Origin of the sequence: Acinetobacter sp. 102 (genome assembly GCF_037028485.1) — a bacterium.
Classification (GTDB): Bacteria; Pseudomonadota; Gammaproteobacteria; order Pseudomonadales; family Moraxellaceae; genus Acinetobacter; species Acinetobacter higginsii.
This window is the reverse complement of sequence record NZ_JAZEZK010000014.1, coordinates 72,013-83,662: the sequence shown is the minus strand read 5'-3', so window position 1 is coordinate 83,662 and position 11,650 is coordinate 72,013. Positions and strand designations below refer to the sequence as shown.

12 protein-coding genes are annotated in these 11,650 nt (G+C 34.3%); all 12 read left to right on the top strand.

What is annotated here, in order from left to right; genetic code table 11:
- Positions 1-352: 352 nt before the first annotated feature.
- From rfbB to galU, 12 genes are read left to right on the top strand one after another with little or no spacing between them, the layout of a single operon-like run.
- Positions 353-1,411 carry a dTDP-glucose 4,6-dehydratase gene (gene rfbB / locus WA352_RS14690; RefSeq protein ID WP_005319935.1) on the top strand — a complete coding sequence of 353 codons (1,059 nt, stop codon included), beginning with the start codon at positions 353-355 and terminating at the stop codon, positions 1,409-1,411.
- The gene (gene rfbA / locus WA352_RS14685) at positions 1,411-2,286 is read left to right on the top strand and encodes a glucose-1-phosphate thymidylyltransferase RfbA (protein ID WP_004801792.1); all 876 of its coding nucleotides are present in this window, start codon (positions 1,411-1,413) and stop codon (positions 2,284-2,286) included. The genes rfbB and rfbA overlap by 1 nt, the downstream gene beginning before the upstream one ends.
- Positions 2,283-3,140 carry a WxcM-like domain-containing protein gene (locus tag WA352_RS14680; protein WP_005319932.1) on the top strand — a complete coding sequence of 286 codons (858 nt, stop codon included), beginning with the start codon at positions 2,283-2,285 and terminating at the stop codon, positions 3,138-3,140. The genes rfbA and WA352_RS14680 overlap by 4 nt, the downstream gene beginning before the upstream one ends.
- The gene (locus WA352_RS14675) at positions 3,137-4,255 is read left to right on the top strand and encodes a DegT/DnrJ/EryC1/StrS family aminotransferase (RefSeq protein WP_005319928.1); all 1,119 of its coding nucleotides are present in this window, start codon (positions 3,137-3,139) and stop codon (positions 4,253-4,255) included. Before WA352_RS14680 ends, WA352_RS14675 begins: the two co-directional genes overlap by 4 nt.
- Before the next feature lies 1 nt (position 4,256).
- Positions 4,257-5,513 (top strand): O-antigen translocase, encoded by a 1,257-nt coding sequence (locus WA352_RS14670; protein ID WP_005319925.1) that lies wholly within the window; start codon positions 4,257-4,259, stop codon positions 5,511-5,513.
- A gap of 2 nt (positions 5,514-5,515) precedes the next feature.
- Positions 5,516-6,361, top strand: coding sequence for a glycosyltransferase family 2 protein (locus WA352_RS14665; RefSeq protein WP_005319922.1), 846 nt, complete (start codon positions 5,516-5,518; stop codon positions 6,359-6,361).
- Positions 6,358-7,014: a glycosyltransferase family 32 protein gene (locus WA352_RS14660; protein ID WP_005319920.1), complete on the top strand. Its 657-nt coding sequence runs from the start codon at positions 6,358-6,360 to the stop codon at positions 7,012-7,014. Before WA352_RS14665 ends, WA352_RS14660 begins: the two co-directional genes overlap by 4 nt.
- Before the next feature lie 2 nt (positions 7,015-7,016).
- Complete coding sequence (locus WA352_RS14655; RefSeq protein WP_005319917.1) at positions 7,017-8,246, top strand: hypothetical protein; 1,230 nt, start codon at positions 7,017-7,019, stop codon at positions 8,244-8,246.
- A complete protein-coding gene (locus WA352_RS14650; RefSeq protein ID WP_005319912.1) occupies positions 8,221-9,258 on the top strand; it encodes a glycosyltransferase family 4 protein in 1,038 nt (345 codons plus the stop codon). The genes WA352_RS14655 and WA352_RS14650 overlap by 26 nt, the downstream gene beginning before the upstream one ends.
- A 4-nt stretch (positions 9,259-9,262) precedes the next feature.
- On the top strand, positions 9,263-10,084 hold the full coding sequence (locus WA352_RS14645) for a glycosyltransferase (protein ID WP_005319908.1): 822 nt from the start codon (positions 9,263-9,265) through the stop codon (positions 10,082-10,084).
- Between the two features lie 27 nt (positions 10,085-10,111).
- Positions 10,112-10,729 (top strand): sugar transferase, encoded by a 618-nt coding sequence (locus WA352_RS14640; protein ID WP_004801805.1) that lies wholly within the window; start codon positions 10,112-10,114, stop codon positions 10,727-10,729.
- A gap of 32 nt (positions 10,730-10,761) precedes the next feature.
- Positions 10,762-11,637 (top strand): UTP--glucose-1-phosphate uridylyltransferase GalU, encoded by an 876-nt coding sequence (galU, locus tag WA352_RS14635; protein WP_005319906.1) that lies wholly within the window; start codon positions 10,762-10,764, stop codon positions 11,635-11,637.
- Positions 11,638-11,650: the final 13 nt, after the last annotated feature.

The following is an 11,650-nucleotide window of genomic DNA, read 5'->3' as shown; positions in this document are numbered from 1 at the left end:
AAAAATTCACTTTATAGAGTAATTTGATTTAGTTCAGTATTTAACGAAAAGCTATTCGTAAATAAATTTAAATTAATTAGAAGATCATTTAAATAAAATAGAATGAAGCGCTAACAAATTGATGAAATTTGTTATATTATGCCGAGTTGTATTCTCCGTACTAATTTGAAGTGTTTTAAGCCTTATTTCCTTATTTTTTTCAGTGAAATAGGATGAAATTCGAAATAAGCAGCCTAGTGTCTTAGCCGATATTTTGCGAAAGATTTTATAGGATTGTTCATAAATACTTTAAGTTTTGTGTGAAGATATCAAGTTTAGATAGAGTCTACTCGATGTAGTATAGTGGAAAAATATGAAAATATTATTAACTGGTGGTGCTGGATTTATTGGTTCTGCTGTAGTACGCCATATTATAAAAACAACGAAAGATACCGTTTTAAATATAGATAAATTGACCTACGCTGGAAATTTAGAGTCCTTAAAAGAAATTGATGAGGATACTCGCTATCAGTTCCAACAAATTGATATTTGTGATGTGCCAAAGCTAGAGAAGGTTTTTCAACAATTTCAACCTGATGTAGTCATGCATTTGGCAGCTGAGTCGCATGTTGATCGTTCAATCGATGGACCAAGTGCATTTATTCAGACCAATATTGTAGGAACGTATACCTTATTAGAAGTAACTCGTAAGTACTGGCAGGCATTAGATAACAATAAAAAAGCAAGTTTTCGTTTTCACCATATCTCAACAGATGAGGTCTATGGTGATCTAGAGGGTACAACAGACTTATTTACTGAAACAACACCTTATGCGCCAAGCTCTCCCTATTCAGCAAGTAAGGCGAGTTCAGATCATTTAGTTCGAGCTTGGCAACGTACCTATGGCTTACCGACCATTGTCACCAATTGTTCTAATAATTATGGTCCTTATCACTTCCCAGAAAAGTTAATTCCTTTAGTCATTTTAAATGCTTTAGATGGTAAAGCATTGCCGATCTATGGAAAGGGTGATCAGATCCGTGACTGGTTGTTCGTTGAAGACCATGCTAGAGCACTGTATCAAGTTGTTACTCAAGGTGTGATCGGTGAAACCTATAATATTGGTGGACATAACGAAAAGCAGAATATTGAAGTAGTTAAAACTATTTGCAAAATTCTAGATGAATTAAGACCACAGGCTAATGCTCAAGCTTATGAAAGTTTAATTACTTTTGTAAAGGATCGTCCCGGACATGATCTACGCTATGCGATTGATGCATCAAAAATAGAACGTGAACTTGGCTGGAAACCTCAGGAAACTTTTGAAACGGGTATCCGTAAAACCGTTGAATGGTATTTAAATAATTTAGAATGGTGTCGCCGTGTACAAGATGGCAGTTATCAAGGTGAAAGATTAGGGGTAAATGTCTAATGTCGACGAAAGGTATTATTCTTGCGGGTGGTTCAGGTACACGCTTATATCCAATTACCAAGGGTGTATCTAAGCAGTTACTGCCGATTTACGATAAACCGATGGTGTATTACCCTTTGTCAGTCTTGATGTTAGCGGGTATTCGCGAAGTTTTAATTATCAGTACTCCAGATGATATTGATGGCTTTAAACGACTATTGGGTGATGGTTCGCAATTTGGTGTTGAATTGAGTTACGCCGTTCAGCCAAGTCCAGATGGTTTAGCTCAGGCTTTTATTATTGGTGAAGCCTTTATCGGCACGAGTAATGTGTGTTTAGTGCTTGGTGATAATATTTTTTATGGTCAAGGCTTTACACCGATGTTACGCCAAGCAGTTGCTCGTCAAAAAGGGGCAACGGTCTTTGGCTATCAAGTGAAAGATCCTGAACGCTTTGGTGTGGTTGAATTTGACGAGCAAAAACGTGCTGTTTCATTAGAAGAAAAGCCGAAAAATCCAAAATCACATTTTGCTGTAACCGGTCTGTATTTCTACGACAATGATGTTGTCGAGATCGCAAAACAAGTCAAACCATCTGAGCGTGGTGAATTAGAAATCACGACCGTCAATCAAATGTACCTAGAGCGTGGCGACTTGAATGTAGAATTGCTTGGACGTGGTTTTGCTTGGCTCGACACGGGCACACATGAGAGCTTGCTTGAGGCAGCACAATTTGTAGAAACCATTGAAAAGCGACAAGGCTATAAGGTGGCATGTTTAGAAGAAATTGCCTTTAATAATGGTTGGCTAAGCAAAGAGCAAGTTTTAGTAATTGGCCAAAGTATGAATAAAAATGATTATGGCCAATATTTGATTTCTTTGGTGAATGAAGTATGAGCTTAAAGAAACTCATTGATTTACCTGACTTAGGTGATGAACGAGGCGGGCTGGTTTCGGTAGAGGCTAATCAGCATATCCCCTTTGACATTAAACGGATCTATTATATTTTTGCTGCATCTAAAGATAAGCCTAGAGGGTTTCATGCACATAAAGATCTAAAACAGCTTGCGATTTGCCTTCATGGGCAGTGCCGCTTTGTTTTAGACAACGGACGACAAAAAGAAGAAGTTACCTTGAGTTCACCTACTCAAGGTTTAATCATTGAAAGTATGACTTGGCGTGAAATGCATGACTTTTCGGAAGATTGTGTATTGTTGGTATTAGCTAGCGAACACTATGATGAAAGTGATTATATTCGAGATTATGATGAATTTTTAACTACGGTTAATCGTCCATTCATTCACCCATTATCTGATGTACACTCTAAAAATATTGGTCAAAATACCCGAGTTTGGCAATATAGTGTCATTTTAAAAGATGCTGTAATTGGTACAGGGTGTAATATTTGTGCTCATACTTTAATTGAAAATGATGTGTATATTGGCAATAATGTTACTGTCAAATCAGGGGTTTATATCTGGGATGGTATAACCTTAGAAGATAATGTGTTTATTGGCCCTTGTGTGGCTTTTACCAATGATAAAAAACCACGTTCTAAACAATATCCAGAAAGTTTTGCTCAAACAATTGTAGAGCAAGGTGCCAGTATTGGTGCAAATGCAACCATCTTACCTGGTATCCGTATTGGAAAAAATGCACTGATTGGTGCGGGTGCTGTTGTGACCAAAGATGTTCCAGAAAATGCGATTGTTGTAGGAAATCCAGCTATCATTAAAGGTTATGTAGAATGACAACCCCTTTCTTAGATCTAAAAAATATCAATCAGCAATATCGTGAACAACTGATTGAAGCCTGCACACGTGTGATTGATTCTGGCTGGTATATTGGTGGCACTGAACTTGATCAGTTTGAACAGAACTTTGCTGCATATTGTGGTACGAAATATGCGATTGGTGTAGCCAATGGTTTAGATGCACTTATTTTAACTTTGAGGGCTTGGAAAGAGCTTGGCAAGTTAAAAGACGGTGATGAAGTTCTCGTCCCTTCAAATACTTATATCGCCAGTATTCTCGCGATTAGTGCCAATCAACTTATTCCTGTACTGGTTGAGCCAGATTCCGATACGTTTAATCTTGATCCAGCAAAAATTGAAGCTGTTATTACAAATAAGACCAAGGTTATTTTACCCGTTCACTTATATGGCCAGCTTGCGGCAATGCCTGAGATTATGGCAATTGCTGAAAAATATAGTTTATTGGTTTTAGAGGATTCTGCACAAAGCCATGGCGCTGCAATTGATGGTAAAAAGGCTGGAAATTGGGGGGATGCATCTGGATTTAGCTTTTATCCTGGCAAAAATCTGGGTGCTTTAGGTGATGCAGGTGCGATCACGACCAATGATGCAGAGCTTGCAAATATGCTCAGGGCTCTACGTAATTATGGGTCGCATGAAAAATATAAGAATCTCGTACAAGGTGTAAATAGTCGCTTAGACGAAATTCAGGCGGCTATGCTGGATGTTAAACTTAAGTTTTTAGATCAAGAAATTGTGCATCGCCGTGAAGTTGCTCAGGTTTACTTAGAGGGGATTAGTAATCCTTTGATTGAACTTCCTAAAATAGGAGGTAATGCAGTTGAAGATCAACAACATGTCTGGCACTTGTTTGTCATTCGTACTCTTGATAGAGAAGCTTTACAGCAGCATTTAGCAGCACACGGTATACAAACTTTAATTCACTACCCAATTCCGCCGCATAAACAACAAGCTTATCTTGAATGGAATCGTCTAAGTTTCCCAATATCTGAGAAAATACACGAGACAGTCCTGAGTTTACCAATGAGTCCTGTCTTAAATATAAAAGATGCTCAGCATATAGTTGAAGTCTGTAACACGTTTAGTCTTTGATATGAATCTGCTGAAAACAAGTGCTTTAAATGGAGTAGCCGTTTTAATTAAAACAGCTACTTTATTTGTTTTGAATAAAATCTTAGCTATTTATGTTGGCCCTTCTGGCTATGCTATGATTGGCCAGTTTCAAAATTTTATTCAAATGATTACAACCTTTTCAGGAAGTATGATTAATACTGCTGTCACAAAATATACAGCAGAATATTATGAAGATAAGCAAAAGCAGAAAAAAATATGGCAGAATGCAGGGAGCATAGTTTTTATTCTAAGCGTACTTTTTGCATTACTCATTATTATTTTTCAGCAGCAATTATCCCTTTATATTTTTCATAGCCTAGAATACCAATCGGTATTCATTTGGTTTGCCATTTTTCTAGTTTTTTTTAATTTTAATACTTTGTTTTTGGCGATATTAAATGGAAAAAAGGAAATACTAAAATTAGTATTGGCAAATATAGCGGGTAGTTTAGTTTCTTTAGTGATCACGACAGCCCTTGCAGTCAAATATCATTTGTATGGTGCATTGGTTGCATTGTCTGTTTATCAATCTCTTGCTTTTTTTGTAACTCTGTATCTTTGCTATAAAGCAGATTGGTTTAAAATTTCTTACTTGTTTGGGCGAATCGATTCTGCTATTGCACATAAGTTTATGTCATTTGCATTAATGGCTTTAGTCAGCGCAATTTGTGTACCACTTTCTCAAATAGTGATTAGAACATATTTAAGTCAGACTTTTGGTGCGGACTATGCGGGTTATTGGGAAGCGATGATTCGTTTAAGTGCTGCATATCTAATGTTGGTAACAACAACCTTAGGTGTCTATTACTTGCCTAAATTATCAGAATTAAAAACCCTTGTTGAAATAAAAAAAGAAGTCTATTTAGGTTATAAGTTTATATTCCCACTCGCTATTTTAGGAGGGGGGCTGGCTTATCTATTGAAAGATTGGGTTATTGTTGTATTATTCAGTGAAAAATTCCTGCCTATGGCTGATCTATTTTTATGGCAAATGATAGGAGATGCCCTAAAAATTGGAAGTTGGATACTTGCTTATTTGATGTTAAGCAAAGCAATGATTAAACTGTTTGTAACGACAGAAATTATGTTTGCAATAAGTTCAATTCTTTTGACTTATATCTGTACCCAGATGTTTGGTTTTGAAGGAGTTTCTATTGCTCATCTAATAAATTATGCAATCTATTGGGCGGTAATGAGTATTTTTGTGTTTAAACATTTGCGGATGAGAGTTATATAGAGATGCAATCAAAAAGTCAGCCGTTAGTTTCTGTTGTCATCCCTTGCTATAACCATGCACAGTATGTTCAGGATTGTATTCAAAGTGTGATTAATCAGACTTATCAGAATATTGAACTAATTATTATTGATGATGGCTCTAAAGATAATTCTATAGAAAAAATAGAAGAGATGTTATCTGTTTGTGAAGAACGGTTTACTAGATTTGAGTTCAGATATCGAGCAAATCGTGGTTTAAGTGCGACTTTAAATGAAGCATTGGAATGGTGTCATGGTAAGTATTTTTCAGCCATTGCTTCAGATGATATGCTATTAGCTGAAAAGCTGATGGTACAAGTTCCTATTCTTGAAGCTGATGACGCTTGCAAAGGTGTTTTTGGTAATATGATTTTAATTAATGATCAGAATGAAGAGTGTGGGGAAATAATAAAAAAAGAAAAAAAATATTTTTTTAAAGACTTGTTTAAGTATACAGAATATTTACCAGCCCCTACACAGATGCTTAGACTAAAAGATATAAAGAATGTGAATGGTTTTAATGAAAAATTTATCATTGAAGATTGGTATATTTATTTGAAAGTCCTAGAGAAAGGTGGGTATTGTATACACTTAAACTATACTTTTACGAAGTATAGATTGCATGAGGATAATCTTTCAAAGAAAAAAAATATAATGATTATTGGTAAGTTGCAAATTGCTGATTATTTTAAATCACATGAGAGAGAATATAATCAGCTTTTGGTAGAAATATATTTGTTTGCAATACTAAATATGTTTTTTTTGCATCCTATTATGGTGTTAAAAGCCTTAAGTGGAAAATTAATTAGAAAATTGAATGGTATATTATGATTCCTAAGATTATTCATTATTGCTGGTTTGGTAAAAACCCTATGTCCCCTTTAATAGAAGAATGTATTAAAAGTTGGCATAGATATTTACCTGATTGGGAGTTTATTCTTTGGAATGAAGACAACTCACCTTTAGAGCATGATTTTGTGAAAAAAGCATTAAAAGATAAGAAATATGCTTTCGTTGCTGATTATGTTCGTTGTCATGCTTTATATGAATATGGTGGAGTATATTTAGATACTGATATGGAGTTGATTAAAGATATTTCGACTTTGCTTAATAATGATTTTTTTGCAGCTTATGAAGATTCTGACCAAGATAAAGTGAGCTGTGGGGTAATTGGCTGTATTAAGGGGCATCAAATATTAAAATTAGTATTAGATTTTTATGATATTAATAGTAATGTGTATAAGACTATGCCCTATGTTCTTGGTAGTGTATACAATAAGGTTTCTAAAGAAAGAGATATAGTTTTGTCTCAGAGTTCATTTTACCCCTATAATCCATTTGATCAAGATAAACCTGTAAAGCAGTTGATGTATGTTCATATTAAGGACGATACTTATGGTATACATCACTGGGGATATTCGTGGAAATTTAATTATTTCGAAAGAATAATTAATAAAATACAAAGAATAATAAGGGGGTTGTAGCTTTGAGTGCTTTGCTTCAACTGAATAAAAAATACCTTACTGGTTTTATGTGGGTGTTTTTTTTGTTTATATATATATTTAATATAGCTGTTTTTTTTAAATTTGGTTTCTTAGTTTTTTTATTTTCTCTTTTTGGCCTGTTTTTTGTTTTTAATTCATTTAATAAATTTAGAAAAATTGATTTTTTTATTTTTTTGTTTTTATTTTTTGGTTTTTTTGTAAGTACTCTATCTGCTTTATTTAATAGTAATCTGGATTATAGTTATTATTATGAGGTTTATTTATTTATTTATTTTCAGCTTCTAGCTTTAATTGGTGTTTTTAGGGTAGGTGGTGCTCATTTAGATTTTGTTAGAGTAATTAAACTTAGTGCAATTGCCGTGTTAATTCAACTTATGCTGTCTGCATTGATTAGCTTTTATCCTGCTTTTGAGAAAATATTTTACTCCATTGTTTATAACAATTTGTCGGATTTATCTAGGCTTGATGATTTGAAACTTGAGCGAATTGTCGGGGTTGGTCGTTCCTTTTTTGCATCAGGAATTATTAATTGTTTTATATTGGTTTGTTTAAGTCAAATTATAAAATATGAAAAAAAGCATATAATATTTTGGTTGTTTGTTTACTTTATGATAGCAATTATTGGAATGATGAGTGCGAGAACAACTTTAGTCGGATTTGCTATAGGATCTTTATTGTTGTTTTCTAGTTTTTCTATAAATCAAATCAAAATATTTTTTTCAGGGTTATTCTTGCTATCTATTGCTGTAATTTTATATTTTGTTTACGGGGAAAAATTTGTTGATTTTCAATTGATTAAATTTGGTTTTGGTTTGTTTTTGAGTGATGGGAATTCGGATACTAATAACTCATTTAATACACTATTAGACATGTTTTCAATATTTCCTGAAAGTTATAAAACTTGGATTATTGGGGATAATATGTATAACTTAAAAAATGGTTATTATATGAATACTGATGTTGGTTATTTTAGGGTGATCTTTGCTAATGGTTTGCTAGGTCTTGGTGTTTTTTTGATTTTTAATATATATTTGATATTTAAAATAAAATCTTCATTTGTTGATCTTAAATTTAAAATAGCACTTTTAGTTTTATTATTGGCTTTGTTGGCTAAAGGTATTACTGTTTTCATTTCTTTGTTGATGTTATTGGTATATGCATGTAATTCTATGAAAAGGTGCGAGAGTGAAAAAAATACTGTTTATTATTAACTCTTTAAAAAACAAGTCTGGTTCAGAACGTGTTGCTGTAGAGCTTGCAAATAAGATGTCCAGAATGGATGGTTATGAGATTACACTTTTAAATAGAGAATCTACAAAAGACAATTCAGCATATCCTTTAGTTGAAAATGTGAATGTAATTAGATTGACTGGAAATATATTTAAATTTTATAAGAAATTAAAAAAGTATACAGCCACTTACTCTTATGATGCAGTGATAGTTCATAATATGGGGAAATTATCTCTATTGTGTACTTTTCTACCAAAAGTAAAAAAATTAGTGACGCTTGAGCATGTATCTTTCATAAGTAGACCTAAGACTGTTCAATTGCTCAGTCGATTTTTTTACAAAAGAGTTGGTCAGGTTATTACTTTGACCCAAAATGACAAGGATCAATTCGATAAATTTCATTCTAATGTAATTGTTATCCCTAATTTTTCACCATTCCCTATCATCTCGGCACCTCAAAAGGGTAGTAAACAAATTGTAGCGATTGGTCGCTTAACTGATCAGAAAAACTATATTCATTTACTGCAGGCTTGGGAGAAAATATATCAAACTATTCCTGATTGGCAACTAAATATTTATGGAGAGGGCGAACAAGAGACAATATTGCATAATTATATTAGGGAGCATTCACTTAGACATATTAGTTTGAAAGGAAGTACTTCAAATGTTAAACAAGTCTATGAGCAATCTAGTTTTTTTGTAATGTCATCAAAATATGAGGGCTTACCTATGGTGTTAATTGAAGCTCAGAGTTTTGGTTTGCCTATTGTGTCATATAATTGTCCTTTTGGACCAAGTGATATCATAAAGAATCATGAAAACGGTTTATTAGTACAAGATCAAAATGTTAGTGAATTAGCTGCAGCAATTTTAAAAGTTGCTTCTTCTCCTGATTTATTGGGTCAATTCGCAAAAAACTCATTGTTAAATGCTCAAAAATATCAGCCCGAACAAATTTTAAAAATTTGGATTGATAAGGTTTTGAAAGGATAGTTTTATGTTTTCTGTATTAAGTTCTATTTATCACAAAGAATCTCCAGTGCATTTTAATGCTTGTATGGAAAGTATTTGGGATAAACAAACTTTAAGACCTACAGAAATTATTTTAGTTGAGGATGGGCCTTTAACTCCTGAATTGAATAAAGTAATCGGACAATGGCAAAACAAGCTAGGTGATATTCTTCGTGTAAAAAAGCTCGAGAAGAACGTTGGAACAGGTAAGGCTAAAAATATTGGTTTAAAAGAATGTGCCTATGACCTTGTATGCATAGTTGATACCGATGATATTTGTGCACCAGATAGGTTTAAAAAACAAATTGACTTCTTGAATGAAAACCCTAGTATTTCTATATTAGGTGGTCAAATTATTGAATTTATTGAAAATATTGAAAATCCAACTGGGGTGCGTAGTGTTCCACTTTTACATAAAGATTTAAAAAACTATGCAAAAAAACAAAGCCCTTTCAATAATATGACGATTGCTTATCGAAAGGCACATATTCTGGATGTTGGTGGTTATCATCACCATTTATGGATGGAAGATTATAATCTTTTTTTACGTATAATTGCGAAGGGTTATCAAGTTCAGAATTTATCAGATATTTTGGTGTATGCTCGTATTGATAATGGTATGCATGGTCGTCGTAAGGGGTTGGAATATATTAAAAGTGAAAAAAAGTTGTTGGATTTAAAAAAAGAGTTGAAGTTACAAGATCCAATTCATGCTAATATAGTTTTTTTGTTACGGTCAGTGTTTCGACTACTACCATCCACGATGTTGGGGAAAATTTATAATAATTTTCTTAGGAAGAAAGTCTAAATTATTTTGATATATGGGTTTCAAACAATGAAAAGGCTTGTTGATATAGTTGTTGCATCTGTAGCAATTTTATTACTTTCTCCAATATTTATTCTCGTTGCTTATAAGGTCAGAAAGAACTTAGGCGCTCCTATCTTTTTTTATCAGGAACGCCCTGGTAAAGACGGTAAGCTATTTAAAATGATTAAGTTCCGCTCGATGAAAGATGCTACAGATTCTGAGGGTAATGCTTTACCTGATGAGCAGCGGATTACACCATTTGGACAAAAATTACGCTCTACAAGCTTGGATGAAATGCCACAGCTATTTAATGTGCTAAAAGGCGATATGAGCGTCGTTGGGCCTCGGCCAATGTTAAAAGAATTTGTTGAACTTTATTCACCAGAGCAAGCACGTCGTTTGGATGTAAAACCTGGAATGACCGGCTTAGCGCAAGTGAGTGGTCGTAACGAATTAGATTATGAAGACCGCTTTAAATGTGATGTTTGGTATGTCGATCATCATAATACCTTCGTTGATTTTAAAATCATGTGGAAAACATTAGGTGTTATGTTGAAACGTGAAGGGATTAATGCGCCTGGACATGTTGGCCCCTCTTTATTTAAGGGGAATAATTTACAAGAACAAGATAAAATTAACTCTTGAAGATCTATCTAAATCAATGAAGTAGTAATGTAATGATCAAGAAAGCAATTTTACCTGTCGCAGGTTTAGGTACACGATTCTTACCAGCAAGCAAATCTATTCCAAAGGAAATGGTGACTGTTGTTGATCGTCCAGCCATTGAATATGTGGTACGTGAAGCAGTTGATGCTGGGATTGAACAAATTATTTTGGTCACACATTCCTCTAAGGCCTCGATTGAGAATTATTTTGATCGTAATTTCGAGTTAGAAACAACTTTAGAACAAAAAAAGAAATTTGATCTACTCAAAGAAATTACTGATATTTTACCGAAGCATGTGAGCGTTGTGAGCGTGCGTCAGCCGCAGCCTTTAGGCCTTGGACATGCTGTACTTTGTGCAAAAGATATCGTGGGTAATGAAGCCTTTGCCGTATTATTACCTGACGTTTTAGTCAAGAATCAAGTCTCTGAGAATGATTTGTCTCTGATGATCCAGCGCTTTGAGACATCTCAAGCAGCACAGATTATGGTTGAAGCAGTACCTGATCATTTGGTTGATCAATATGGTATTGTGGATGTCGCGGTTTCTCCGAATGAAGGTGAAAGCGTTGTGATGCAGGGAATCGTTGAAAAACCTGCGGTGGGCGCAGCACCTTCGAACTTATCTGTGGTTGGTCGTTATATTTTACCAGCACAGATTATGGCGCTTTTAGAAAATACCCCACGCGGAGCTGGAAATGAAATTCAGCTCACTGATGCCATCGCAGCATTACAGCAAGCAGAAGCTGTTGAAGCGTATCGCATGAAAGGGCAGACTTTCGATTGTGGTAGTAAGCTTGGATACCTAAAAGCTGTATTACACTATGGTATTGAGCACCCCAAATTGGGCGCAGATTTTAAGGGCTTAATTCAAGAATTGGCCCTGTAGTTTAGGGCATGTG

Bases quoted from the DNA above. Each gene is read 5' to 3' on its own strand.
- WA352_RS14670 (WP_005319925.1), top strand. From the start codon at position 4,257: ATGAATCTGCTGAAAACAAGTGCTTTAAATGGAGTAGCCGTTTTAATT.
- WA352_RS14680 (WP_005319932.1), top strand. From the start codon at position 2,283: ATGAGCTTAAAGAAACTCATTGATTTACCTGACTTAGGTGATGAACGA.
- WA352_RS14645 (WP_005319908.1), top strand. From the start codon at position 9,263: ATGTTTTCTGTATTAAGTTCTATTTATCACAAAGAATCTCCAGTGCAT.
- galU (WP_005319906.1), top strand. From the start codon at position 10,762: ATGATCAAGAAAGCAATTTTACCTGTCGCAGGTTTAGGTACACGATTC.
- WA352_RS14675 (WP_005319928.1), top strand. From the start codon at position 3,137: ATGACAACCCCTTTCTTAGATCTAAAAAATATCAATCAGCAATATCGT.
- WA352_RS14660 (WP_005319920.1), top strand. From the start codon at position 6,358: ATGATTCCTAAGATTATTCATTATTGCTGGTTTGGTAAAAACCCTATG.
- WA352_RS14640 (WP_004801805.1), top strand. From the start codon at position 10,112: ATGAAAAGGCTTGTTGATATAGTTGTTGCATCTGTAGCAATTTTATTA.
- WA352_RS14665 (WP_005319922.1), top strand. From the start codon at position 5,516: ATGCAATCAAAAAGTCAGCCGTTAGTTTCTGTTGTCATCCCTTGCTAT.
- rfbA (WP_004801792.1), top strand. From the start codon at position 1,411: ATGTCGACGAAAGGTATTATTCTTGCGGGTGGTTCAGGTACACGCTTA.
- rfbB (WP_005319935.1), top strand. From the start codon at position 353: ATGAAAATATTATTAACTGGTGGTGCTGGATTTATTGGTTCTGCTGTA.